Source organism: Aestuariispira ectoiniformans (genome assembly GCF_025136295.1).
Lineage (GTDB): Bacteria > Pseudomonadota > Alphaproteobacteria > UBA8366 > Aestuariispiraceae > Aestuariispira_A > Aestuariispira_A ectoiniformans.
Genome location: NZ_CP062788.1, coordinates 93,922 through 117,019, shown reverse-complemented (window position 1 = coordinate 117,019; position 23,098 = coordinate 93,922). Strand labels below are relative to the sequence as shown.

25 protein-coding genes are annotated in these 23,098 nt (G+C 59.8%); 8 read left to right on the top strand and 17 right to left on the bottom strand.

Going from position 1 to position 23,098, the window contains the following annotated elements:
- The first annotated feature begins 19 nt into the window (after positions 1-19).
- The 4 genes from IF205_RS00555 (at position 20) to IF205_RS00540 (ending at position 3,405) form a co-directional block, all read left to right on the top strand.
- Entirely contained in the window at positions 20-760 is a 741-nt protein-coding gene (locus IF205_RS00555) for a M48 family metallopeptidase (RefSeq protein ID WP_259781339.1), read from the top strand.
- On the top strand, positions 760-1,989 hold the full coding sequence (locus IF205_RS00550) for a multidrug effflux MFS transporter (protein WP_259781338.1): 1,230 nt from the start codon (positions 760-762) through the stop codon (positions 1,987-1,989). Before IF205_RS00555 ends, IF205_RS00550 begins: the two co-directional genes overlap by 1 nt.
- Positions 1,982-3,199 (top strand): multidrug effflux MFS transporter, encoded by a 1,218-nt coding sequence (locus IF205_RS00545; protein WP_259781337.1) that lies wholly within the window; start codon positions 1,982-1,984, stop codon positions 3,197-3,199. The genes IF205_RS00550 and IF205_RS00545 overlap by 8 nt, the downstream gene beginning before the upstream one ends.
- Before the next feature lie 80 nt (positions 3,200-3,279).
- The gene (locus IF205_RS00540; protein ID WP_259781336.1) at positions 3,280-3,405 is read left to right on the top strand and encodes a hypothetical protein; all 126 of its coding nucleotides are present in this window, start codon (positions 3,280-3,282) and stop codon (positions 3,403-3,405) included.
- A gap of 63 nt (positions 3,406-3,468) precedes the next feature.
- On the opposite strand, the gene cobM is transcribed toward IF205_RS00540, so the two are convergent.
- The 15 genes from cobM to IF205_RS00465 all read right to left on the bottom strand — a co-directional run bounded on the left by cobM (position 3,469) and on the right by IF205_RS00465 (position 16,823).
- Positions 3,469-4,221, bottom strand: a complete 753-nt coding sequence (gene cobM, locus IF205_RS00535) for a precorrin-4 C(11)-methyltransferase (protein ID WP_259781335.1) — start codon at positions 4,219-4,221, stop codon at positions 3,469-3,471.
- A gap of 3 nt (positions 4,222-4,224) precedes the next feature.
- Positions 4,225-6,024 (bottom strand): precorrin-3B C(17)-methyltransferase, encoded by a 1,800-nt coding sequence (gene cobJ / locus IF205_RS00530; RefSeq protein ID WP_259781334.1) that lies wholly within the window; start codon positions 6,022-6,024, stop codon positions 4,225-4,227.
- Positions 6,021-6,740: a precorrin-2 C(20)-methyltransferase gene (gene cobI, locus IF205_RS00525; protein WP_259781333.1), complete on the bottom strand. Its 720-nt coding sequence runs from the start codon at positions 6,738-6,740 to the stop codon at positions 6,021-6,023. Before cobI ends, cobJ begins: the two co-directional genes overlap by 4 nt.
- Positions 6,741-6,745: 5 nt before the next feature.
- Positions 6,746-7,078, bottom strand: a complete 333-nt coding sequence (locus IF205_RS00520) for a hypothetical protein (protein WP_259781332.1) — start codon at positions 7,076-7,078, stop codon at positions 6,746-6,748.
- A gap of 3 nt (positions 7,079-7,081) precedes the next feature.
- The gene (cbiE, locus tag IF205_RS00515; protein WP_259781331.1) at positions 7,082-8,302 is read right to left on the bottom strand and encodes a precorrin-6y C5,15-methyltransferase (decarboxylating) subunit CbiE; all 1,221 of its coding nucleotides are present in this window, start codon (positions 8,300-8,302) and stop codon (positions 7,082-7,084) included.
- A complete protein-coding gene (locus tag IF205_RS00510) occupies positions 8,299-8,946 on the bottom strand; it encodes a precorrin-8X methylmutase (protein ID WP_259781330.1) in 648 nt (215 codons plus the stop codon). Before IF205_RS00510 ends, cbiE begins: the two co-directional genes overlap by 4 nt.
- Entirely contained in the window at positions 8,943-9,842 is a 900-nt protein-coding gene (locus IF205_RS00505; RefSeq protein ID WP_259781329.1) for a hypothetical protein, read from the bottom strand. The genes IF205_RS00510 and IF205_RS00505 overlap by 4 nt, the downstream gene beginning before the upstream one ends.
- Before the next feature lie 11 nt (positions 9,843-9,853).
- Positions 9,854-10,987 (bottom strand): sirohydrochlorin chelatase, encoded by a 1,134-nt coding sequence (locus IF205_RS00500; RefSeq protein WP_311195722.1) that lies wholly within the window; start codon positions 10,985-10,987, stop codon positions 9,854-9,856.
- Positions 10,988-11,177: 190 nt separating this feature from the next.
- The gene (locus tag IF205_RS00495) at positions 11,178-11,735 is read right to left on the bottom strand and encodes an ActR/PrrA/RegA family redox response regulator transcription factor (protein ID WP_259781328.1); all 558 of its coding nucleotides are present in this window, start codon (positions 11,733-11,735) and stop codon (positions 11,178-11,180) included.
- A gap of 110 nt (positions 11,736-11,845) precedes the next feature.
- Entirely contained in the window at positions 11,846-13,159 is a 1,314-nt protein-coding gene (locus IF205_RS00490; RefSeq protein ID WP_259781327.1) for an ActS/PrrB/RegB family redox-sensitive histidine kinase, read from the bottom strand.
- A 68-nt stretch (positions 13,160-13,227) separates the two neighbouring features.
- Positions 13,228-14,268 (bottom strand): cobalamin biosynthesis protein CobW, encoded by a 1,041-nt coding sequence (cobW, locus tag IF205_RS00485; protein WP_259781326.1) that lies wholly within the window; start codon positions 14,266-14,268, stop codon positions 13,228-13,230.
- Between the two features lie 25 nt (positions 14,269-14,293).
- Positions 14,294-14,824 carry a bifunctional adenosylcobinamide kinase/adenosylcobinamide-phosphate guanylyltransferase gene (cobU, locus tag IF205_RS00480; protein WP_259781325.1) on the bottom strand — a complete coding sequence of 177 codons (531 nt, stop codon included), beginning with the start codon at positions 14,822-14,824 and terminating at the stop codon, positions 14,294-14,296.
- Complete coding sequence (locus IF205_RS00475) at positions 14,824-15,366, bottom strand: hypothetical protein (RefSeq protein ID WP_259781323.1); 543 nt, start codon at positions 15,364-15,366, stop codon at positions 14,824-14,826. Before IF205_RS00475 ends, cobU begins: the two co-directional genes overlap by 1 nt.
- A gap of 3 nt (positions 15,367-15,369) precedes the next feature.
- Entirely contained in the window at positions 15,370-16,005 is a 636-nt protein-coding gene (locus IF205_RS00470; RefSeq protein ID WP_259781322.1) for a histidine phosphatase family protein, read from the bottom strand.
- Positions 16,002-16,823 carry an adenosylcobinamide-GDP ribazoletransferase gene (locus tag IF205_RS00465; RefSeq protein ID WP_259781321.1) on the bottom strand — a complete coding sequence of 274 codons (822 nt, stop codon included), beginning with the start codon at positions 16,821-16,823 and terminating at the stop codon, positions 16,002-16,004. The genes IF205_RS00470 and IF205_RS00465 overlap by 4 nt, the downstream gene beginning before the upstream one ends.
- A 54-nt stretch (positions 16,824-16,877) precedes the next feature.
- On the opposite strand from IF205_RS00465, the gene cobT reads away from it, so the two are divergent.
- From cobT to IF205_RS00445, 4 genes are all read left to right on the top strand, one after another.
- Positions 16,878-17,900: a nicotinate-nucleotide--dimethylbenzimidazole phosphoribosyltransferase gene (gene cobT, locus IF205_RS00460; protein ID WP_259781320.1), complete on the top strand. Its 1,023-nt coding sequence runs from the start codon at positions 16,878-16,880 to the stop codon at positions 17,898-17,900.
- An 84-nt stretch (positions 17,901-17,984) separates the two neighbouring features.
- Positions 17,985-18,665, top strand: coding sequence for a hypothetical protein (locus IF205_RS00455; protein ID WP_259781319.1), 681 nt, complete (start codon positions 17,985-17,987; stop codon positions 18,663-18,665).
- An 8-nt stretch (positions 18,666-18,673) separates the two neighbouring features.
- Positions 18,674-19,111: a YqaA family protein gene (locus IF205_RS00450; RefSeq protein WP_259781318.1), complete on the top strand. Its 438-nt coding sequence runs from the start codon at positions 18,674-18,676 to the stop codon at positions 19,109-19,111.
- A gap of 135 nt (positions 19,112-19,246) precedes the next feature.
- Positions 19,247-20,401 carry an HD domain-containing protein gene (locus IF205_RS00445; RefSeq protein ID WP_259781317.1) on the top strand — a complete coding sequence of 385 codons (1,155 nt, stop codon included), beginning with the start codon at positions 19,247-19,249 and terminating at the stop codon, positions 20,399-20,401.
- A gap of 66 nt (positions 20,402-20,467) precedes the next feature.
- Here IF205_RS00445 and IF205_RS00440 read toward each other — a convergent pair whose 3' ends face one another.
- Positions 20,468-22,063: a phosphoenolpyruvate carboxykinase gene (locus tag IF205_RS00440; protein WP_259781316.1), complete on the bottom strand. Its 1,596-nt coding sequence runs from the start codon at positions 22,061-22,063 to the stop codon at positions 20,468-20,470.
- Positions 22,064-22,304: 241 nt separating this feature from the next.
- Positions 22,305-23,027 (bottom strand): HugZ family pyridoxamine 5'-phosphate oxidase, encoded by a 723-nt coding sequence (locus IF205_RS00435; RefSeq protein WP_259781315.1) that lies wholly within the window; start codon positions 23,025-23,027, stop codon positions 22,305-22,307.
- Between the last annotated feature and the right edge of the window lie 71 nt (positions 23,028-23,098).

The following is a 23,098-nucleotide window of genomic DNA, read 5'->3' as shown; positions in this document are numbered from 1 at the left end:
TTTCCCATAAGCAGAGTTAATGGCTCTGCTGCACTTTTTAGGCAAAAATTCTGACAAGACTCCGCCGAATGACACGGTCATTCAGTTGGGCGGCCAGGATATTATTGTCGAGATCAGGCGCAACAGCCGCGCCAAGCGCCTATCGCTGAAACTCGACGGGAAAACCGGCAAGGTCGTGATGGTCCTGCCGCCGCGCGTACCGCAGCGTGAGGGCATGGCCTTTCTTGCAAGGCAGGAAGACTGGGTCCTTCGGCAGTTGGAGGGGTTGCCTCAGGCGGTGCCGTTTGAACCGGGGCATATTATTCCCTATCGCGGACGGGATGTTCTGATCTGCCACGATACGGCCCGCCGCTATGGCGTTGAGATCAGGAATGAGCGCGAAATCTGGGTGGCGGGTCCGCAAGAGCATCTGGAACGGCGATTGCGCGATCATTGTAAAAAGCTTGCCCGCGAGGAAGTTCTCGCCAGGGCGCCGGACATGGCCGCGGGCATCGGATGCAAGGCAGGGCGTATTACGATCCGGGACCAGAAAACCCGCTGGGGAAGCTGTTCGGCCAACGGGGACATGTCCTTTAACTGGCGGCTCATTCTCGCCCCTGAAGCAGTATTGCATTATGTAGTGGCCCATGAAGTGGCACATCTCATCGAGCGAAACCACAGCCCGCGTTTCTGGAAGCTAGTCGGTGAAATAGACCCCCAAATGAAAAAAAGCCGTGAATGGCTGCGCAGTCATGGCATGCGCCTGCAGAGGATTGGTTGATGGATAATACGGCACCGGTGCGGGTGACGGAAACCCGAGGGCTGACGGCCCTGTTGACGGCCTGCGTTGCCTTTGGCTCGCTGTCGGTTTCCATCTATGTGCCATCCATGCCGTCGATTGCCGATGAGCTGCACAGCTCACTGGCCTCGGTTCAGGCAACGCTCAGTCTATTTCTGTTGGGATTTGCCTCCGCACAGCTTCTCTACGGTCCGGTCAGCGACCGGTTCGGCAGGCGTCCGGTCTTGCTGACGGGATTGACGATCTATGTGCTGGCGAGCATCGCCTGCGCCTTTGCGCCGTCGGTTGAAATCCTGCAATTGGGGCGATTCCTGCAGGGGCTGGGGGCCTGTTGTGGCCCTGTGGTCGCGCGGGCGGTGGTGCGCGATTATTATCCACCAAAAGAAGCGGCAAAGGTCTTTTCCCTGATTGGTACGGCGGTGGCCCTGGCACCCGCGCTGGGGCCGATTATCGGTGGTCAGTTGCAGGTCTATTTGGGCTGGCGGTCGGTCTTCTTCTTCCTGGCCGGCTTTGGCGTGATGATGATCGGGCTGTCCTGGATGAAGTTGCCGGAAACCCTGCGTGAACAGGTGATGGATGCCCTGAAGCCAAGACGGCTGGTCCAGATCTATGTCTCGCTTCTCGGGCATGGTTTCTATATGGGCAATGTGCTGGTCAGCAGCCTGCTTTTTGCCGGGCTGTTCTGTTACACAACCCTGTCTCCCTTCCTGTTCATCAGGGAGCTGGGAATCCGCCCGGATGTGTTCGGCAGCCTGATGATTTTTACCGTTGGTTCCTATGCCTTCGGCAGTTTTACGTCAGGCAGGCTTGTCGGTCGGCTGGAGGCGCGCAATCTGGTGGTTTTGGGTGCAACGATCTCCCTGATCGGGGCGGTTCTGCTTTTTGCCTTTTCCAATGAATTAACTTTGGTGCGCGTGATCGGGCCGATGATGTTTTTCCTGCTGGGCTTCGGGCTTGCCCTGCCGCCGTCATCGGCAACAGCGTTGCAGCCTTTCCCGCGCGTGGCGGGCAGTGCATCTGCGCTTATGGGGTTTTTGCAGATGGCTGTTGGCGGGGTGGCAAGTTTCCTGATACAGCCGCTTTATCACGGCACTGCCTTGCCTTTGGGGGTTATGAATATAGGATTGGCCGCAGCGGCGCTGATTGCCTTTGCGCTGATGGCCTGGCCGCGGATGGGGCCGCATCTGGAAGGGGGACATAAGGATGGGTAACGGGCAAAACCAACACAGGGGACTGTTGGCGGTCCTGCTGACCATGCTGGCAGCGCTTGGTCCCATATCCACAGACCTTTATCTTCCGGCCCTTCCGTCGATTGAAAAGGCGTTTGAGACCGATGTGGCGACGGTCCAGCTTACGCTCAGTGTCTATATGGTGGCCTTTGCCGTCTGCCAGCTTTTCTATGGCGCGATGAGTGACCGTTTTGGCCGCAAGCCGGTCCTGGCCTTTGGCGTTACTGTGTATTTCGTGGCATCCGTTGCCTGTGCGCTGGCGACAAGCATCGAGGGACTGGTGGCGGCCCGTTTCTGTCAGGCGTTGGGCGGGTGCTGTGGTGTTGTCGTTGGCCGGGCTGTCGTCCGCGATGTCTTCGGACGCAAGAAATCCGCCAAGATCCTGTCCTATATGGGAACCGCCATGGCGCTGGCACCGGCTTTGGGGCCGGTGATCGGCGGTTATCTGACCGTTGCCTTCGGTTGGGTTGCCAGCTTCTGGGTGTTGAGCGGGTTCGGCGGGGCCTGTCTGTTGGGCGTCCTGTTCGTTCTTCGGGAATCGAATGCCGACCCCGACCATACGGCCTTACGCCCCCGCCAGATGGCGGCCAATTTCGCACAGTTGATCAAACACCGTAGTTTCTTTGGTTTTCTGCTGGTCAGCGCCTTCAGCTATGGCGGGCTGTTTGCCTATATTTCCGGTTCTTCCTTCGTCTTCATCCAGGTGATCGGTCTGTCGGCAGATCAATATGGCTATTGCTTCGCAGCTATTGTCATTGGCTATATGGTGGGCACCCAGATTGGTGGCCGCACGGTCCATCGGCATGGGGAACGTCGCCTTGTGCATCGGGGCGCGATTGTCTCGGCCCTGTCGGGGATTGCAATGGCTGGATTTGCCTATATCGGGGTGTTGAATGTGGCGGTGATCCTGCTGCCTATGGTCACTTATATGGTCGGTATGGGATTGGTCCTGCCCAATGCGGCGGCGGCCGGAATTGGTCCCTTTCCGCGCATGGCCGGGGCGGCGTCCAGTCTGATCGGCTTCTGCCAATATGGATTTGCCGCGCTTGTCGGCCTCGCCGTGGGGCATGCCTTCAACCAGACACAGTTCCCCATGGTCACCATGATTTGTGCAATGGGTGTGGGGACCTATCTCTTCTATCGTTTCGTTGTGCATGCCGCCCCGGCGGATGCGGAAGAGGCCGCGGCCTAAGCATGCCGGTATCGGTTGTGTGATGCCGATCACAGAAAATCAGGTGTCGTTGTGGCATTCTTCAGGCCATGGAGGACGACATGATGACAATCACGACCCAATGTAAGCATAGCCTGCGCAACGTTGGCTTTGGTCTGGCGGTTGGTGCAATGCTTGGCCTTGTGGCCGTGGCAGCGGAAGCCGCCTTCCTGTTGATTGCCTATTAGGCGTAAAGAAAAAGCTGCGGCCCTGGGACCGCAGCTCTCGAGACTTTCCGACAATTTGACCGCTTACGGCCGCAGGACATGGGTATGGTCCTTGGCGTAAAGGCGGCTGTCTTCAAATTCCTCGTTTTCCAAAACACGACCGACCAGAATCAACGCAGTCCGCGTGATGCCTTCCGGTTTCACCTTCTGGCGGATGTCGGCCAGCGTACCGCGAATGATCTTCTGGTCCGGCCAGGTCACGCGATAGGCGACTACCACCGGACAATCCTCCCCATAATGGGGCGTCAGTTCGCGCACGACTTTTGCCAGATTGTTGACGGACAGATGGATCGCCAGCGTGGCGCCTGTATTGCCGAAGTTTTCCAGCGTCTCACCTTCCGGCATGGAGGAGGCGCGCACCGCCGTGCGGGTCAGCACGATAGACTGGCTGACGCCCGCCAGTGTCAGTTCCGAATTGATTGCGGCGGCTGCGGCGGCATAGGCGGACACGCCCGGCACGACTTCGTAATCAATACCCAGCTTGTCCAGACGGCGCATCTGCTCCGCCGTCGCGCCATAAAGGCAGGGGTCGCCGGAATGGACACGGGCGACATCCTTGCCTGCCTCATGGGCGGCGACAATCTCGTCGATGATCTCATCCAGATGCATCGGCGCGGTGTCGATGACACGCGCATCGTCCGGTGCCTCGGCGACAACCTCTTCCGGGACCAGGGAGCCCGCGAACAGGCAGACCGGGCATTGCTGGATCAGTTTCAGGCCGCGAACGGTGATCAGGTCCGGTGCGCCGGGGCCGGCGCCGATGAAATAGACGGTCATGGATTAATCCTCCATCTTCTTGGCGTAGCCGCGCGGGGTGTAGACGATGTTGCGTCCGGCGCGATTGATCCAGCGGGTTTCGGAATTGCCGATCATCACCAGCGTCAGCATATCGACCACGGAGGGGTCGAAATCGGCCAGCGTGGTGACGGTGATTGTTTCGTCCTCCCGGCCCAGGTTTCGCGCGATCAGGACCGGGCAACTGTCCGGGCGGTGTTTGAGCAGGATTTCCTTTGCCTCCGGCAGCAGGGTTCGGCGGCGCAGGCTCTGCGGATTGTAGAAGGAAATAACGAAATCACCTTCGCCCGCCGCATTCAGCCGCTTCAGGATCGCCTCCCGCTGAGTCAGCAGGTCCGACAGGCTGATGGTGCAGAAATCGTGGTTGATCGGCGCGCCGATCCGGGCGGCAGCGGCCTGGAAGGCGGAAATGCCGGGGGCGGTGACGACCTCTACCCCGTTCCATGCGCGGTCGTCGGCCCGGTCGATCAGCTCAAACACCAGCGTCGCCAGGGCGTAGATGCCCGGATCGCCGGAACAGACCAGGGCCACCTTGCGGCCTTCGGCGGCCAGTTCGATGGCGCGGCGTGCGCGGGCCTCTTCCTTGCCAAGGTCGGAATGATGCGTGGGCTTGCCTGCAATCAGGTCGGCACAGAGGTCGAGGTAAAGCTGATAGCCGACAATCTCGTCCGCATCGCGCAGCATACGAACCGCTTCCGCCGTGCGCCAGCCGTCGACACCCGGGCCGATGCCCACCACATAAAGCAGGCCCCGGTCCCGACCCTTGTCGGTCAGGTCGATCTGCGGGGCGCGGGCGATAGCCATCGTGTGTTTGGCGTCCTTGCGTTTCGGCAGGGTCAACTCGCCTGCGTCTCCGGCCAATGTCAGGGCGCTGCCTTCCGCAACGCCGTGGCAACCGGTTTCGGAGAAAACAACGTCGGACGGATTGGCAAGGCGCGACGCCTGCCGGTCGAGCGTTGCTGCGTCGAAAACGCGGAACGGTTTGCCCAGTGTTTTTTGCAGGTCATGCATGGCGGCTTCATCGGCCTTGATGTCGATGCTGCCGATGGCGGCGATGGCACCCTCCGCCAGACCGGCTTCGGCCAGTTGTTCACGGACGAATGCCGTCAGGCCGCCCGCCGGGGCGTTGCGTTCACAGCCGACGCCAAGCGCCAGCACCGGCGGATGCACCACCAGCGTGTGATCGTCTTCACAACCGGCTTTGTCGGTGACCAGGACGCGATAGGCGGTCTGTTCCGTCGGGGCAGCGAAGGGCGCTGCCGGGGGCCAGGATTCATCACCGGCCTCGACCACCAGGGCGACGGGCTCACCTGCCAAGAGGGCGGCGGTCACCGGTTTCATCACTGCCGGATTGGCAACAGTCCAACCGTCCGGCGCCTCATCCAGGGAAAATCCCAGGGACAAGTCGCCTGCGGTCGTGACCGCCGCAGGGGCGCCGAGATGGGTTGCCAGGTCGCGAGCGAGTTTATTTGCACCGCGATGCCCGCCGAGCAGCGGCACAACGCTGCTGCCGTCCTCGGCGACGGCCAGGACCGGCGGTTCTTCACGCTTGTTGGCGAGCGACGGCGCGACGGCCCGGATCAGAATCGCGGAGGCACAGATGCCGATGATCGTGACGCCGTCGTCGAACAGGCCGCGCAGATGCGCCATGGTATCGTCGAAGGCGATGTCGGCACCCTCGACCCGTTTGGACAGGCCGTGGATTTGTGCACCGGGGACATGGGCGCGGATGGCTTCCGCCGTTTTCAGTGCGGAGGCAGTCAGGGCGATGATGGCGGTGGTCATTTCCAGGCCTCGCCGCGTTTATGAACCAGGATCATGGTGAAATAAGGAGCCTTTTCTTCCGTGATTTCGCTAAGCGGCGAAACCCGTTGTTTATCCATGGTGGCATGGCTGATGTAACGTGCATTTTCCGTCAGATCCATGCGATCCAATACGCGCCGGATTTTACCCAAATGCCGCCCGACTTTGATGATGGCCGCCGCCTCCGCCCGGTCCAGACGGCGTTCCAGGATATCCTCATCCAATGGGCCGGGCAGCACCGTCAGCACGTCGTTACGGCTGGCCAGCGGTGCACCGACGGCAGCCGCGGTTGCCATCAGGGAGGAAACGCCGGGGATCACCTCCACGGGGAAATCATCGGCCAGACGTCCGAAGAGATACATGAAGGAACCGTAGAAAAACGGATCGCCTTCGCAAAGCACGGCAACGTCGCGGCCATTGCTCAAATGATCGGCGATCTCGATAGCGGCCTCGTCATAGACCTGCTGGGCCGGAAAGCGCGCGACTTCCATCGGCATGCGGATCGGCACCTCGATATGGCTGCCGTCCAAATGGGGGGCGGCGATACTGCGGGCCAGCGATTCCCCTTCCAACGGGGCGGGCCAGGCCAGAACCGGGGCCTCGCGAATGACCCGCAGGGCCTTCAGCGTGATCAGTTCCGGGTCGCCGGGGCCGACGCCCACGCCATAAAGCGTGCCTTTGCCGGTATTCTGCGTCATGGAGATCAGTCCTCGTCATCCTCTTCGTCTTCCAACAGGGAGACGATATGGTCTTTCAATTCCTGCAGGGCCTTCGCGTCCAGTGCGATCCCTCCCAGGGCCGCCTGATGTTCCAACAGCACGAGGTCATTCAGGGTGTCGACCAGCGCGTCGGTGATATCCGCCTCCGGGTTTACCATCGCCTGGGCAATGGTGGTCGGGATGCGTGTCGCCGTGGCCAGGGCAGGGGTCGCCAGGGAATGATCGACGGTGGCGATCTTTTCCACGGCATCCTGTGCGAGGTCGAATGCGGCTTTCCAGAGACTTGATTCCTGAAACTGGGCGCAGAGCTTGGCCATGATCTATCCTTTGCGGGCGCAGAAATGGGTGACAGGCATGAAAGGCTTCCAGCCGTGATGAGGACCCACGGCTGTCAGCCGGGATACCGCAATTCGGCTGAGCTCACCACCCCATTTTTGATAGGCCTGGAAGAGTTCGGTTTCCCCTTCCGCCGTCACCGCATTGGCCGCCAGTCTCCCCGCCGCCGGCAGCGCGTCCCAGCAGCGTTCCAGAAGCCCGTCCACGCTCAACCCGCCGCCGATGAAGATTGCTTTTGGCTGAGCCAACCCGTTCAGGGCGTCCGGCAGCTCCCCCTCGACGATGCGTAGGCGCGGCGTACCGAGCAGGGCGGCGTTATGGGCGATGGCCGCACAGCGTTCCGCGTTCTTTTCGATGGCGATAGCTTCGCCGCCCGCGCGCATCCATTCGATGGCGATGGAACCGCTGCCGCCGCCCACATCCCAGAGCAACTCGCCCGGTTGTGGTGCCAATGAGGCCAGTGTTGCCGCGCGGACCTCGCGCTTGGTCATCTTGCCGTCATGCCGAAAGGCGTCGTCGGGCAGGCCCGCCAGTCGGGAATAGACCTGCGCATCCGGTCCTGCGACTAAAGTCGCCGCGATTGAATTCAGGTCGGCGCCTGCCGGATGGGACCAGTCTTTCGCCAGGCCACGCAGGTGCTTTTCCTTTGGCCCGTCCATATGTTCCAGCACGATCAATTCGCTGTCACCATAGCCGAGGGCGGTCAGATGGTCCGCCAGTTGTTTCGGCGTCTGGCCGTCTTCGGAAAGGATCAGTAGCCGCGCGCCGTCTCGCAGATGCAGGTTGATGGTTTCCAGCGGACGTCCATGCAGGGTCAAGCAATCGACATTTGGTGCATAAAGCGGCCAGCCCAGCCGCGCGGCGGCAAGCGAGAAGGCCCCGACTGCAGGCAGGACGGTCAGGGCGTCGTGGCCGAATTCCCGGCCAAGCGTCACCCCGATGCCATAGCTCATGGGGTCGCCGGTGGCGAGCACACAGACCGGGCGGCCTTCCAGTGCGCGGATATCGGCAATGGTGTCTTTCAACGGGGACCGCCAGGTGAGCTTTTCACCCCTGTGGTCGGCAGGCAGCATCTCCAGATGACGGAGGCCGCCGATGACAACCTCTGCCTTGTCGATCAATGTGCGGCCTGCGGCAGGCACGCCTTCAAGACCGTCTTCACCGATACCGACAATGCTGAGCCAGGCCTGATTATTCTTGTTCATTCTTCATTCCCTCCGGCCAGCGCGTTGACGGCGGCGGCGGCCATGGCGCTGCCGCCTAACCGGCCATGCAGGGTGACATAGGGGACACCCAGTTCGGCGGCATGATCGGCGAGCGCGCGTTTGGATTCTGCCGCCCCGATGAAGCCGACGGGGAAGCCCAGGATCAATGCCGGTTTGGGCCAGCCTTCGGAGATACGCTCCAGCAGGTGGAAGAGGGTGGTGGGCGCGTTGCCGACGGCAACGACTGAGCCTTCGACCCAGGGTTTCCAGTTTTCGACCGCAGCAGCAGAACGTGTGGTGTTCAGCCGCTTGGCCGTGCCCGGAACGCCCGGCATCTTGAGACAGCACATCACGGCATTCTCGGCAGGTAGCTTGCGCCGGATGATGCCGTGGCTGACCATTTCCGCGTCGGTTAGGACCGTAGCACCGTTTTTGAGGGCTTTGATACCGGCCTCCGCCGCCCCCTCCGACCAGTCCAGAAGGTCGACGATATCGGGGTTGGCGGCGGCATGGACGACGCGAAGCGCCACGCCGTGCAGGGCCTCCGGCAGGCGGCGCAGGTCCGTTTCCGCGCGGATGGCCTTGAAGGACGCCTGATAGATCGCCATCGGGTCACGGATATAGTCGAATTGCAGATGGCTCATGCGGTGCCTCCGGTAACGCCCAGAATCCAGGCTTCTTCCATGGTGACCATAGTCATTTCACTCTCATTTAAATCCGGGTCCGCGGCAAAAAGCGGCTCAAGGGCGTCTCCTTCGTCCAACCGTGCATAATGCCGCGCCAACGCCGTGACCTGCCCGGCATCCTTCGGTTTGCCGTCCAGAATGTCGGGCTCCACCAGAGAGGGATAGGCCTCCGCCAGGATCACCTGGGCTTTCGGGTCATGACGCAGCCCGGTTTCAAAGGGCCAGATCCGGGTGCTGGACGCCAGACGCGGGTCGTGGCGCAACGCCCGGACACGGGGAATGCCAGTCAGGGCCTGACTGCCGACGGAGCCGGTATAGGCCAGTTTCCAGACCGGTTGCGTCTTACGGATGCGGATTTCCACCAGCCGCCTTTCCGACAGGTCGTCCGGTCCATGCGGGCGGCGGCCCCTTTTTTTTAATCCGGCCCGTTCATCCTGTCCGGTATGCCCCCAAAAGGGAAAGGCCTCGCCATACAATCGATCATTCAGCCCTTCGGCCACGTTGAAGCGGTTGTTCCGGTTGTCAGGCCGATCGTCGATTAAGTCAGAAATTTCTGACCACATTTGTTGCCACTGTAATCCGTCATGTCCCAAGCGACCCGCGGTTCCGCGTGGATAGCCGAATGGGAAGTCAAAGCCGACCAGAACCCGTTTACCCTCATCCACCCGTTTTGCCAGCCGGTCGCCCAGAAGCTGTGTGGCTTCCGCCCGTGTGGCCGGGTTGTTCAGGCATCTGCGGGCAAGCCGCCCCCGTTTATCCCAAGAGAGTTCCGTGAACCAGATGCTGTCACGACCGGTATTCGGTGTGTTGGCCACGCTCCAGTCCACGGTGATATAGGAATCGAACAGGGGCATGCCCTTGTTCCCTAGCCCTTATAACCCTGCTTCAATGTCACCGGGCCCAGCGGGTGATCCGCATGGGGGTAGGGATGGTGGTGATGGTCGTGGTCATGCCCATGCTCATGGCTGTGCCCGTGATGGTGGTCATGATCGTGATGATGGTGGTGACCGTGGGAATGATCATGGTGATGATGGTCATGCTCGTGGTCGTGGCTGTGGGCGTCACCGGTGCCGATACCTTCCACATGATGGTGATGGCTTTCCTGCGGCAGGCCGACTTCTTCTTCGAAGCCCAGAACCTGGCTGCGGTATTTGCACATCTGGCAGTTCATGTTGTTGGCGCCGTCGAGGATTTCCCAGACGCGTTCGGCGAAGGTCTCCATTACCTTCGGATGATCGTTCAGGTAGGGCACCTTCACGAAGTCCAGGTCCGGGTGCCGCTCCGCCACCACATCGACGGAATCATAAATCCGGTCGACGAGGATGCCGGTGAACAGGAAATAGGGGAAGACCAAGAGGCGCTTGTAGCCCAGCTTGGCATAATGTTCCAAGCCCGGCTCCACCAGCGGGAAGGTTACGCCGGAATAACAGGTTTCCGCCCAGCCGAAGCCGAAGCCTTCCCACAGCATGCGGGTGACCTTGGTCACGTTGGAATTGGCATCCGGGTCACTTGCGCCACGCCCGACAACCACCAGCATGGTTTCATGCAGCGGCACGTCGTCGTCGCAGGCGTCGATTGCCTCCTGAATGCGGTCACCGGCGGCTTTCAGCATCTTCAGGTCAACGGCCAGTTCGCGGCCGTATTTGATGGTCAGACCGTCATGCTGTGCGGCATAGGTGTTGAGCACTGACGGGATATCGTTCTTGGCGTGGCCTGCGGCAAACAGCATGCCGGGCACTGCCAGGATCAGCTCACAACCCTGTTCACGCAGATTGTCCAGGCCGGTGCGGATGATCGGGGTGGCGAATTCCAGAAACCCGTAGTCCACCGGCAGGTGACCCCAGCGTGCTTTCAACTGTTCGCTCACCTGTTTGAACTGGGTGACGGCGCGCTCGTCACGGCTGCCGTGGCCGCAGACCATGATGCCGATTTTTCGGCCGTCGGCTGCATGGGTCGGAATGTGAAATGGATCGATTGTCGCGTTTTCGCGCTCAGACATATTTGCCCCCGTCCTGTCTTGGGTTCTCATTGCAAGGATATCAGGCCCGTTGCCGGACCCTGAAGCCGAACTTGCCCCCGCTTCCCGGGTACTCATGTAGTCATGCCTAACATTCAGGCCTGACTTTGTCAGCCCAATTACCGTCTTATCCTGTTCATTTTACGCCGCTTAATGCGACTGCCTGAAGGTGCTACTCTTCCCGTGGGGCGTGTTTGCTCAGGATGCGCTGCAGGGTGCGGCGGTGCATTTTGAGACGCCGCGCGGTCTCCGATACATTGCGGTCGCATTGTTCGTAGACACGCTGGATATGTTCCCAGCGTACGCGGTCTGCGCTCATGGGGTTTTCCGGTACCGGCGGCAGGTTGCGGTTGGATTCCAGCAGGGCTGCCTCGATCTGGTCCGCGTCCGCGGGTTTTGACAGATAGTCGACGGCACCGGCCTTGATGGCGCTGACCGCACTGGCGATATTGCCATAGCCGGTCAGCATCACGATGCGAATGTCAGGGCGTGCCTCTGCCAGGGCTTCAACCACCTGCAGGCCGTTACCGTCATCCAGGCGAAGGTCGACCACGGCATAGGCGGGGATTGCATCGCCCATCATATCCATGGCGTCGGTTACGCTGCCGGCATCGGTTACGGTGAAACCGCGTTTTTCCATGGCGCGCACGAGGCGCGTCCGCAAAGGTGCATCGTCATCGACGATCAATAGCGTCTTTTCCCGGCTGGGATTGGGTAGGTCGTCGCTCATATGTCCAACTTCCGTCCAGAAGGTTTTTTCTTTTCTTGCAACAAAATACCCCAGCTTCAAGCTTTGGCAACCTTGTGGGCGGGGCAAGTTGTCGCATCGGCCGGTCGGCGTCAGACGGTTGGTTCCAGGTCGCGCCGCCGCCAGGTAACCTCGACCTCGGCGCCATGTTTCGGAACGGGGCGATTACGGAACCGGACCCGGGCCCGCACGCGCTCCAGTAACGTTTTGGCGATGAAAATGCCAAGTCCCATATGATTTCCGCTGCCCGCCCTTGTGGAAATATAGGGTTCGCCAATTGAATCAAGCACCTGACGTGGAAAGCCTGGGCCATCGTCATGGACGGTGACGCGGACTGTGTTTTCATCCCAATAAAGGAGGATCGTGATCTTGGTGGCGGCAAACTGTCCGGCGTTCTGTACGATATTGCCAAGGCCCTGAAGAATCTCCGGCTTGCGGGGGACTTCCGGTTCGCCACCCCGGCTGGCAGGGTCCAGGTTCAGGTCGATTTCAATGCGTTTGGTCTGATAGTTGTTTGCCGCATCCGAGACCAGATTGGTCAGCAGCGTCTGCTCAAACGGCGCGCCGCCGGAGGTTTCCGGGCGCTGTGTCAGACCGGCCAGGATTTCGCGGCATCGGTCGGACTGGCTGAGCAACAGCGCGATATCTTCTGCAATTGGGCTGCCAGCGGGAACTTCGGACTGCAGTTCCTTGGCAACCACGGCGATGGTGGCAAGCGGGGAGCCCAGTTCATGAGCCGCTGCCGCGGCAAGCCCGCCCAATGCGGAAAGCTTCTGTTGGCGGTTCAGGGCGCTTTCAGCCTCCGCGAGGGCCTCTGCGGTGCGTCGTGATTCTTCCGTCAGCGACCAGAGGTAAATCGTGGTGAAGACGATGGCGACGGCGAGTGCCGTCCACAGACCCGACACATAGATCAGCGGCAGTTCCAGCCCGCCGATCATCCAGGGCAGCGGGCGCTGGTAAAAGGCCAGGAAGGTGACGGCGAAAAGCGCCAGGATGGTCAGCATGATGGTCGCGCCGCGCGACAGCATGGTCGCGGAGACCGTTACCGGCACCAGAATAAGCAGCGTGAACGGGTTTTCCAATCCGCCGGTCAGGTAAATCAGGGCGGTGAGCTGGGCCAGATCGAAGGCGAGAACGCGGGCGGCGTGATAGTCGGTCAGCCTTTCCCGGCGAGGATAGCCCATGCCCAGTAAGATATTCGATCCGGCCAATAGCAGGATTGCCAGCAGGCATTCCAGAATCGGCAGCCGGAAATCCAGCAGATATTCCACCGACAGGATCGCGGCAAGCTGACCGGCGACTGCGATCCAGCGAACCAGCACCAGGGTTTGCGGCAGAATACCGCCGCCCTTGCGTCTTGTGACGGCGGTGGATTTCGGGAACAGTCGTTTGATCGGGGCCAGCATGGCGGACTATCGTTTCTGCTGTTTGTAAAGGAAATCCCCGCCCGGTTGGCCGGACGGGGTAGCGGGCTTTAGGACATGATTGCCGTTTCAATGGCGGCGCGGTCAATGCCTTTGCGGCCAATGATCACCAACTGCGACCGGCGCGGCTCGTCGCCATTCCAGGGGCGGTCGAAATAGCGGTTGAAACGCGGGCCGACCCCCTGGATGACCTCTCGCCGTTCGGCATTGGGACGCAGGAGGAAGCCTTTGACGCGCAGGACATCGTGGTCCTTCACGACCTCGATCAGGCGGTCCTGCAGGGCATCGGCATCGTCGATCATGTCGAGCGCGATGGTGAAACTGTCGAAATCGTCATGGTCGTGGTCGTCTTCACCATCGCCGTGACTGTCGTGATGGGACGGGCGCGCCTCCAGATCATCTTCGGCTGCGGCATCAAGGCCCAAAAGGACAGCGGGGTCGACCTGCGCATGGGAGGCATGGATGAAACGCACGCCGTCGCGCAGGGATTTGGACAGATCTGCCTTGAGGCTTTCGATGTCCGCCTCGTCCAACAGGTCCGCCTTGTTCAGGACGACCATATCCGCGCAGAGCATCTGGTCCTCGAAAACCTCTTCCAACGGGTTTTCGTGGTCCAGATTTTCGTCGGCCTCACGCTGGGCCTGGACGGCGTCTTCGTCATCGGCGAAACGGCCCTCGGCAACGGCCTTGCTGTCGACGACGGTGATCACGCCATCAACTGTCACCTGGGCGCGGATTTCCGGCCAGTTGAAGGCCTTTACCAGCGGTTTGGGCAGTGCCAGTCCGGATGTTTCGATCAGGATGTGGTCCGGTTTGTCTTCGCGATCCAGCAGGGATTCCATGGCAGGCAGGAAGTCGTCGGCGACGGTGCAGCAGATGCAGCCATTGGCCAGTTCTACGATATCTTCCTCGCCGCAGCCTTCGATCCCGCAGCCCAGAAGCATTTCCCGGTCGATCCCAAGGTCCCCGAATTCGTTGATCAGGAAGGCCAGGCGTTTGCCGTTGGCATTTTCCACCATATGCCGGATCAGGCTGGTTTTACCTGCCCCCAAAAAACCGGTGACAACGGTGGCTGGAATCTTTTTGGCCATGTGAAACCCCTTATCGGTATGAAATCTAGTTCTGGTTGTCTTTTAGCGTTAGTGGCAAGCCCGCAGCAACGAAAATAACCCGTTCGGCAATCGCGGCGACGGCCTGATTGGTCCAGCCCGCCTCATCGCGATAGCGCCGGGCCAGTTTGTTCTCCGGCACGATGCTCAATCCCACTTCGTTGGAGACAAGCACAACCGGTCCTGCGGCCTCGCCCAGGGCGGCGACCAATGCTTGCCGCTCGGCGTCAAGGTCGCGTTCCGCCAACATGCAGTTGCTGAGCCACAATGTGAGGCAGTCCACCAGCAGAACCTTGTCTGGACCGGCATGGGCCCGGATGACCTGTGGCAGGTTTTCCGGGGCTTCCAGTGTGACCCAGCTTTCGTCACGTTCCTGCCGGTGGCGATCAATCCGGTCGCGCATTTCGTCGTCGAACGCCTGGGCGGTGGCGACATAGGTCTTGCGTCGGCCGTCCGCCAACGCCTCTGTGACAGATAAGGCATGGGCGGTCTTACCGGACCGGGCGCCGCCCAGGATCAGGGTGATTTTTGCCGTCATTACTGCCTCATGAAACGGAATTTGAGACCCAGGCGGTTTACCTCTTCCTGATCTTCCAGGGCGGCCTCGACCGATTCCGGTTCGCTGGCGCCTTTGAGTACCAGATTGAAAATCAGGATGCCTTCCGGTTCCAGGGCGAAGGGGGCGATGGTGAGCGTCTGCCCGTCGACGCAGGGATCATCGGCGGCAGGCAGGGTGGAACGGAAGCGTTCGTTGAATTTCGCCTCCAGGATTTCCGCGCCGTCGGGGATATGAACGCGCACTGCGTCTTTGAACTTGTCGAGCGGAATATGCTTGGTGCCCCGGTTCAGGAAGGCAAGCCGGACAAGATGGACATTGTCCTCAACGGGAAAGGAGATGCCGTCGAATGTCTTTTTGTAGTCCTCGTTGTCCGTGGTGGCGGGTTCCGTCACAAAGTCATAGGCCAGATCCCATTCCTGTGGCCGCAGCCCCGGTTTCTTACGCATACGGCGCATAACCAGCAGGAACATGAACAGAATAACGAGGCCGACGATAAGGTCGCCGCTTAAGAATTTTTCCATGGATTATGCCGTTTTATGTTTGGTATGGGGCAGCCAGTTGACGACATTGATCCGCCAGGACTGGGTCTCTCCCAGATCAATATGGTCCAGACGCGTGACGGAACAATTGTTGATCGCAAAGGCCAGTGCCTTGTCTGCATCGATGCCAAGGGCAAAGGCGATTGCCGCCCGGATGGTGCCGCCATGAACGACGGCGACGATATCCTTGCCGCTGTGTTCTGCTGTCAGGCGGGTGACAGCCGGGGCCACACGCGCGATGACATCGGCAAAGCTTTCGCCATTGGGCGGGCGTTCATAGGCCGGTGCGGACCAGTACCGATGGGCGATATTGTCCCGGATATGGTCGAATTCGGCAAAACTGTGCCCCTGCCAGTCGCCAAAGCTCTGCTCGACCAGGTCTGCCTCTGCCTGACGTTCGGCGAAGGTCAGGCCCTGGGCGGCGATGGCATCTGCAGTCTGATGGGTGCGTTGTAGCGTGCTGGTTATGCAGGCCGCCTCGTCCGGCAGCATAGTGGCGAGGGCCTTGAAGGTGTCGGTGTCATCCACGTCGCAGGGCAGGTCCCGCTGTCCGTAGATCGTACCCTTATGGGCGGTTACCGGTGCGTGACGCACCCACCACCATCGTGTCGTCTTGCTCATGCCAACCCCATCACATTGATCCAGCCAAGCACCGCCAGCAGAAGTCCGATTTCGCCGATCTGCTGTGCCGCGCCCAGGCAGTCGCCGTTATAGCCACCCATTTTGGCGAGAGCCATCATCATGAAGGCCCAACTGAGGCCGATGCTGACTGCGCAGGCAACCCCGACACCAAGTGGTGTCAGGAAAAGACCGGCTAGATAGAAGGTGACGGACAGCCCGAAGATGAAGGCGAGCGCACTGATAAACAGACCGGGCCGTCCCGCCGTTGCCGCCATGCCGGTCTTTCCGGCCAGTTGCATCTGGTTCATGACCAGCACGATGTTTGCCCGCGACAGGGTATGGGCGGCGATCAGGAAGACCAGAACCCCGTCCGGGAAATGCAGGCTGGTAAGGGCGGCGACCCGCAGGCCGACGCTGATAACCATGGCCAGCGCCCCGAAGCCGCCGATGCGGCTGTCCCGCATGATTTCCAGCCGCCTTTCGGGGGTGTATCCGCCGAACAGGCCGTCGCAGGCATCAGACAGACCGTCTTCATGCAATGCGCCGGTGACGGCGGCAGTTACTGCAACTGCGAGCAGTGCCGCGATCACAGGTGGCATACCCAAAAGCGTTGCGCCCCAGAAGGCCAGTCCGCCCAGGCTGCCGACAAGGGCGCCGACGACGGGGAAGGTCCATGCCGCGGTTGACAACGGCCGGTCGCCGCGCCCCGGAAAGGGCAGGCGGGTCAGGAACATGAAGCCCGTGCTCAGGTCGGCGAGAGGGTGGAACCCTGCTGGCGTCCGCTCCCCTGCGGCGTTTTTTTCACTTTCGCTCGTCATGACGGCAGGATATACCCGCAAAATCCCCGTGAAACCAGAAACAGGTCACCGACTATGACAGAAACGCCGCCAAAAGCCAGTTTCCAGGAAATGCGCGAGATCATCGCGGGCTTCCCCGGTCCCAATGAAACAGCCCTGAACAATGCGCGAGAGCGTGAAGGTCAGTTGACCAAACCGCCGGGGGCACTGGGGCGTCTGGAAGATATTTCGGCCTGGTTTGCCTCCTGGCAGGCAAAGGAAAAGCCGACCCTGGAACGCCCGCGTGTGGCTGTCTTTGCCGGTAACCACGGCGTGGCGGCACAGGGGGTATCCGCCTTCCCGCAGGAAGTGACCGTGCAGATGGTTGCCAATTTCCAGAACGGTGGCGCGGCAGTGAACCAGCTCTGCCGTGTTCATGACGCAGAATTACGGGTCTATGAAATGGCGCTTGAAAATCCGACCAAGGATTTCACGCAAGAGCCCGCGATGAGCGAAGAGGAATGTGCGACCGCCATGGCCTACGGCATGATGGCGGTTGAGGACGGCATCGACTGCCTGTGCCTGGGGGAAATGGGCATTGCCAATTCCACCAGCGGGGCCGCCATGGCTCATGCGCTGTTCGGGGGAGACGCACGTGAATGGGTCGGTCCCGGTACGGGCGTTCAGGGTGATGCGTTTGAAAACAAGGTCCGTGTGGTTGGTGAGGCTGTGGCCAAGCATAAGGACGCGATGACGGACGGGTTGGAAATTTTGCGTCATCTGGGTGGCTTTGAGCTGGCCGCAATCGCGGGCGCCGTGATCGCGGCCCGCATGGCCCGGATTCCGGTCATCCTGGATGGCTATGCCTGCACGGCTGCGGCTGCGGTCTTGTACCCGATGAATGACAGTGCGCTCGACCATTGTGTTGTCGGCCATCTGTCTGCGGAACCGGCGCATATCCGGTTGTTGGAGACGGTCGGCAAGGAGCCTGTGGTGAATTACGGCATGCGCCTGGGCGAAGGCTCCGGGGCCGCTGTTGCGCTGGGCGTGGTCAAATCGGCGCTTGCCTGCCACACCGGCATGGCAACCTTTGCCGAGGCGGGTGTCAGCGGCGCATAAGCTGCTGTCAGCCAACAGCAATTTTTTGAACCGCCGGTCTTTCCGGCGGTTCTTTTTTGGGAAACGCATGCTAGACTGCCTGCCATGAAGATACTTGCCAGAACCATAGTCTTGCTCGTCAGCCTGTTCCTGCTGAATAGCTGCTATCTGCCGACCGGTTACGATCTGAAAATGCAGATCCTGAAGGACGGGCGGTACGCCTTTGAATATGAGGGAGACCTGATCCACCTGGGTTTCCTGCAGGACATCGGCTGGAAGCAGATGTTGCAACGGGGAGTCGAGCCGAGCGAGAAGGTCCGCAAGATATGGGATGCACGGGGACTGAGCGAGAGTGATATTCTGGCCTTTGACGAAAAGGACAAGATTGACGTCTACAAGCAGGACCTCCTGCGCGACAGCGGCTTCAGTGAGGTTCGCTACAAGGGGCAGGCGCGCTATGCGGTGAAATATCGCTATCAGGGGAATGTCTATGAACAGCCCAGTTATCGCTTCGTGCGCCGCAATGCCTGGTTCCTGCGTATCGCCAAGACCGCGCCGGGCGTCGTCGAAATCGTATCCAATAAATTGCCGAAGGATTATCGGCGGGATTTGATCGCCGGTGGGTTCGACGCCTGGGGGAAAATCCGTATCTGGACCAATGCGGATGTGAAATTCCAGAATGCGAATTCCGTCAAAAGCGGGGATTTGTCGCTATACACATGGGATATCCAGTCCATGGAGGACCCCGGTCCACGCATGGTTATCGCCATCCCTCCCAAACAGTGATTTTGTGAATGAGCAGTCTTGGCTATCTGGGCCTTTTTCTAACGGCTTTTTTTGCGGCGACGCTGTTGCCGATCCAGTCTGAAGCAGTTCTGGCGGCTCTGACGGTTCAAAAGGGCTTTTCGCTATGGTGGCTGGTCCTCGTGGCGGGCGTAGGCAACACTCTGGGCAGTGTCGTGAACTGGTGCCTGGGGCGCTGGTGTTTGCATTTCCAGGACCGCCGCTGGTTCCCCGTTCCAAAGGCAGCCCTTGCAAAGGCGCAGGACAGGTTTCAACGCTGGGGCGTGTGGTCGCTGCTGCTGGCCTGGACGCCGTTTATCGGAGATCCGCTGACTTTCGCGGCGGGTGTCTTGAGAGTCCGTTTTGACCTGTTTCTTCTGCTGGTCGCGATATCGAAATTTTCACGTTATATCGTTGTCGCCTATATCGCCGTTTATGCAGCAACTTGAGATTTGTCTGCTAAAATAGAAGTACCGGCAGACGATTAACCCGGTTTAAATGATTGGACGTGTAACTTCCCCTTGTTAGGATAGGAGATGTTGGGGCTGGAGGGGCGCTGACATGGGGCACATGGTGAGGCTTCTATGGTGCTGAAATCGGCTGATCTGCATCAGCTTGTGACTCAAGAGGATCAAAAAAAGATCAGGCGGCAAAAACTGCTGCTGGCCTGCGGTGATCTGCACATTTTCGATGGTGTCATTGATCCCATACGCAACCGGTTCGATATCACGATGATCGAACAGGGTTGGGCGGCTCTGGAGATGCTGCGCAAGGGCGATTACGACGCTGCGATCATCAATGCGGATCTCCCGGGGCTGAGCGGCTTTGATGTCGCCAAGAGGATTCACCGGGATGTTGCCGCGGGGGAAAAGCGGCCGCCCATTCTGCTGGTGTCCTGGAAGGACCCGCGGATGTCGGACCCGGACGACGAGGTCCAGGAAATGGCAGAGGCCTGTATCTCTGCGCCTTTCGAGCCGACCAATTTTCTGGTTCACCTCTGGGATGTGGTAAATAAGAAGGTTGAGGAGAAATGGGACGAGCTCAATTATGTGCAATCCAGTGTCCTGAAGGTGACACGCACCAATTTGAAGCATTTGTTCTCAACGGCGGCATCAACCGGAAAGGTGGAACCGGGCCTGTCCGTGGATTGCTCACGGGCCTTGGTGGAAGCTGCCCAGTCCAATGACCTCAACGGTGTTTTGGTCGCCCTTCGGGACCATCACAGCTATTCCTTTTGCCACAGTCTGAAGGTAGCCGGACTGATGACGATCTTCGGGCAGGAAGTGGGCCTGAAGAACGGTGACATGGAGCTATTGGCCCAGGGTGGACTGCTGCATGACGTCGGCAAGGCGATAACAGGCGTGCATCTTCTGGAGAAGCCAAGCAAGCTGGACCCTGACGAATGGGAGGAAATGAAGCTTCACGTCAACCATTCCGGCAGAATATTGAGGGCGTCTGCAGGCATCCCGATGGAGGCCATTCATATTGCGGAACGCCATCATGAAAAGATCGACGGCACGGGCTATCCCTATGGTTTGAAAGGGGCACAGATGGATGATCTGAGCCTGATATCGGCCATGATGGACGTTTACTCGGCCCTGGTAGACAAGCGTTCCTACAAGCCGTCGCTTCCGCCGCGCAAGGCGATAGATATCATGGACGGCATGATTGAAAGGCATCTGGAGCCGGGCTTTTACAGCAAGTTCCGGGAAATGGTTCTCGACGGCGTTGTGGATTAACTCCCAGTCAAAAAAAGAAGGGGCCACGAAGGCCCCTTCTGATTCACAAGTACAAGCCCACAGGCGTCAGGCGGCGTAAATGCCCGCCTTTTTCACGTCTTCGGTGACATGGGATTCGAACTGTTTGAAATTCTGTTCGAACCGGCCACGGAGGTCGCGGGCGGTCTGGTCATAGGCCGTAGCGTCGTTCCAGGTGGTCTTCGGCAACAGGACTTCTTTCGGTACATCCGGGCACATTTCCGGGATGTTCAGGCCGAAATTCTCGTCCTTTACCTTGGCTATGGAGGCCAGGCGACCGTCCAGGGCGGCGCGCACCATGGCGCGGGTGTGGTGGATACTCATCCGTTTGCCGGTGCCGTAAGCGCCGCCGGACCAGCCGGTATTGACCAGCCAGCATTTCGCACCGGTCCTGGCCATTTTCTCACCCAGCATTTTGGCATAGACGCTCGGATGGCGCGGCATGAAGGGGGCGCCGAAACAGGTGGAGAATGTTGCCTGCGGTTCTGTCACGCCGCGTTCGGTCCCTGCCACGCGGGCGGTGTAGCCACTGAGGAAGTGGTACATGGCCTGTTCCGGTGTCAGTTCGGAAATCGGCGGCAGGACTCCGAAGGCATCCGCCGTCAGCATGACGATGTTTTCCGGCTGTCCACCCATGCCGCTTTCTTCGATATTCGGGATGAAATCGATCGGATAGGAGGCGCGGGTGTTTTCCGCCAGGCTGTTGTCGTCGAAATTGGGGATGCGGGTAACGGGATCGAAAACCACATTTTCAAGGACCGTTCCGAAACGCCGGGTGGTGGCGAAGATTTCCGGTTCCATCTCGGGGCTGAGGTTAATGACCTTCGCGTAGCAGCCGCCCTCAAAGTTGAATACACCCTGGTCGGACCAGCCATGTTCGTCATCGCCGATCAGCTTACGGCTGCCATCAGCACTGAGCGTGGTCTTGCCCGTGCCGCTGAGACCGAAGAAGATGGCCGTGTCACCAGCCTCGCCGATATTGGCAGAGCAGTGCATCGGCAGAACGCCGCGTTCCGGCAGCAGATAGTTCAGGATGGAGAAGATCGACTTCTTGATCTCACCCGCATAACGCGTGCCCCCGATCAGGATCAGGCGTTTTTCGAAGTTCACCATAATGAACACTTCGGAGTTTGTGCCGTCACGTTCGGGCACGGCCTGGAAGGTCGGTGCATGGAGGATGGTGAACTCGGGCCGGAAATTCGCCAGTTCGTCCTGGTTCGGGCGCAGGAACATATTGCGGGCGAACAGGCTGTGCCAGGGGCTGTCGGAGACAACGCGCACATTCAGGCGGTAATCCGCCGCCGACCCTGCGTGGAGGTCCTGCACGAACAGATCACGGTTCTGATAGTAGGCCAGCATCTGGCGATGCAGGTTGTCGAAGACCTCTTCCGAGGTGCCCTTGTTGACGGCACCCCACCAGATGCTGTCCTGGCTGGCCCCGCCTTCGACGATGAATTTGTCGTTGGGGGAACGGCCCGTGAATTTGCCGGTTTCAACGGTAAGTGCGCCCCCGTGGGTAACCGTACCCAGGCCGCGCCTTACTGTTTCTTCATAAAGGGCCTCGGGCCCCAGGTTCCAATGGACCGCATCGTGATTGACGATGCCCTGGTCGGAAATGCCAAATGTGCTTCCTTGGGAAACCAAGGTTACCTCCTGCGTGATTGGATATTTATTTATGTCCCATGCCTGCGTGATTTTATGTCGTTCAGGGACAAGTTTTTTATATCCGCCCTCTGCATCAGATGCGAGTCGTTATTGTGGAAAACTTTTCTGTAGAGCCCGCGATTTCGGGATTCTTCTCCTTATAAAGGGCTCTAAGCTTTTGAAACTTTCTGAAATTTGAAGAAGCTGCGGCGTTTCGAAGCGTCGCTGGAATGCGATTTTCTCAACCTGCTTTCTGTCTGGCTTTCCGTGTGAGTTTTACCAGTTCCCGACGCGCTGCTTCGGCATTGTCTGCAATCGCATCAAAATCCAGGCGCGCGGTCCTGCCGCCAAGTGCAAGGTCGCAGCCCTCCGGATCAACGCCGGTCAACCGCCAGCCCGCTTCGGGCAGTCCCGCCAGAACATTTGCATAGAGGCCGACAGCATCGCTGTGGTCGGCATTCATATGGCTGATGATATCAGCCTCTGCCGCTGCCAGTGTTTCATAACTGCTGCAATCGAGCAGGACATCCCGGGCATCGATCCAATGGATGCGGCCAAACCCGGCGACCAGGTGAACGCGTTCCATATCGACCTGGAACAGATGAAAATCGGCAAAGCCTGCATAGCCGGATGCTGAGGGGTGGCGGCGGCAATAACGGTCGAGCAGCGCTTCATCCTGCACTTCCCGTGCGGTGCCCTGCACCGATATACGCGCGCCTGTGAGCGGTGTTTCCAGCCCGGTGGTGCCGTCGAACAGAAGAGAGCATCTGGGATCGACCCGCAGGTTTTTTGTGTGTTCCGCAAGGTCGCTGATGAGTAACAGGGGGCGTGCGTCATGTCCGCAGGCCGTCATGACCAGCGATGCGTAAGGGGCGTTGCTGCCGTCGGCCAGTGTGGTTGCAAGGGTGGCGCGGTCGCTGGCGCGTATCAGGCGGCGGCTGAGATCGGCGGGCGTATCAGGCATGGCATCCTCATCTGTGGCTTGCCCCGATAATGATGGATATTTCGGGGCGGGGCCAGAATCTGGATCAATGC

Excerpts from the sequence above, each read along its gene's own strand:
- IF205_RS00520 (WP_259781332.1), bottom strand. The coding sequence starts at position 7,078 with ATGGCCAAGCTCTGCGCCCAGTTTCAGGAATCAAGTCTCTGGAAAGCC.
- IF205_RS00540 (WP_259781336.1), top strand. The coding sequence starts at position 3,280 with ATGATGACAATCACGACCCAATGTAAGCATAGCCTGCGCAACGTTGGC.
- IF205_RS00475 (WP_259781323.1), bottom strand. The coding sequence starts at position 15,366 with ATGGAAAAATTCTTAAGCGGCGACCTTATCGTCGGCCTCGTTATTCTG.
- IF205_RS00470 (WP_259781322.1), bottom strand. The coding sequence starts at position 16,005 with ATGAGCAAGACGACACGATGGTGGTGGGTGCGTCACGCACCGGTAACC.
- cobT (WP_259781320.1), top strand. The coding sequence starts at position 16,878 with ATGACAGAAACGCCGCCAAAAGCCAGTTTCCAGGAAATGCGCGAGATC.
- IF205_RS00435 (WP_259781315.1), bottom strand. The coding sequence starts at position 23,027 with ATGCCTGATACGCCCGCCGATCTCAGCCGCCGCCTGATACGCGCCAGC.
- cobU (WP_259781325.1), bottom strand. The coding sequence starts at position 14,824 with ATGACGGCAAAAATCACCCTGATCCTGGGCGGCGCCCGGTCCGGTAAG.
- IF205_RS00510 (WP_259781330.1), bottom strand. The coding sequence starts at position 8,946 with ATGAGCCATCTGCAATTCGACTATATCCGTGACCCGATGGCGATCTAT.
- IF205_RS00555 (WP_259781339.1), top strand. The coding sequence starts at position 20 with ATGGCTCTGCTGCACTTTTTAGGCAAAAATTCTGACAAGACTCCGCCG.
- cobJ (WP_259781334.1), bottom strand. The coding sequence starts at position 6,024 with ATGACCACCGCCATCATCGCCCTGACTGCCTCCGCACTGAAAACGGCG.
- IF205_RS00465 (WP_259781321.1), bottom strand. The coding sequence starts at position 16,823 with ATGACGAGCGAAAGTGAAAAAAACGCCGCAGGGGAGCGGACGCCAGCA.
- IF205_RS00550 (WP_259781338.1), top strand. The coding sequence starts at position 760 with ATGGATAATACGGCACCGGTGCGGGTGACGGAAACCCGAGGGCTGACG.
- IF205_RS00505 (WP_259781329.1), bottom strand. The coding sequence starts at position 9,842 with ATGCCCCTGTTCGATTCCTATATCACCGTGGACTGGAGCGTGGCCAAC.
- cobM (WP_259781335.1), bottom strand. The coding sequence starts at position 4,221 with ATGACCGTCTATTTCATCGGCGCCGGCCCCGGCGCACCGGACCTGATC.
- cbiE (WP_259781331.1), bottom strand. The coding sequence starts at position 8,302 with ATGAACAAGAATAATCAGGCCTGGCTCAGCATTGTCGGTATCGGTGAA.
- IF205_RS00445 (WP_259781317.1), top strand. The coding sequence starts at position 19,247 with ATGGTGCTGAAATCGGCTGATCTGCATCAGCTTGTGACTCAAGAGGAT.
- IF205_RS00495 (WP_259781328.1), bottom strand. The coding sequence starts at position 11,735 with ATGAGCGACGACCTACCCAATCCCAGCCGGGAAAAGACGCTATTGATC.
- IF205_RS00455 (WP_259781319.1), top strand. The coding sequence starts at position 17,985 with ATGAAGATACTTGCCAGAACCATAGTCTTGCTCGTCAGCCTGTTCCTG.
- cobW (WP_259781326.1), bottom strand. The coding sequence starts at position 14,268 with ATGGCCAAAAAGATTCCAGCCACCGTTGTCACCGGTTTTTTGGGGGCA.
- IF205_RS00500 (WP_311195722.1), bottom strand. The coding sequence starts at position 10,987 with ATGTCTGAGCGCGAAAACGCGACAATCGATCCATTTCACATTCCGACC.
- IF205_RS00490 (WP_259781327.1), bottom strand. The coding sequence starts at position 13,159 with ATGCTGGCCCCGATCAAACGACTGTTCCCGAAATCCACCGCCGTCACA.
- IF205_RS00545 (WP_259781337.1), top strand. The coding sequence starts at position 1,982 with ATGGGTAACGGGCAAAACCAACACAGGGGACTGTTGGCGGTCCTGCTG.
- IF205_RS00450 (WP_259781318.1), top strand. The coding sequence starts at position 18,674 with ATGAGCAGTCTTGGCTATCTGGGCCTTTTTCTAACGGCTTTTTTTGCG.
- cobI (WP_259781333.1), bottom strand. The coding sequence starts at position 6,740 with ATGACGCAGAATACCGGCAAAGGCACGCTTTATGGCGTGGGCGTCGGC.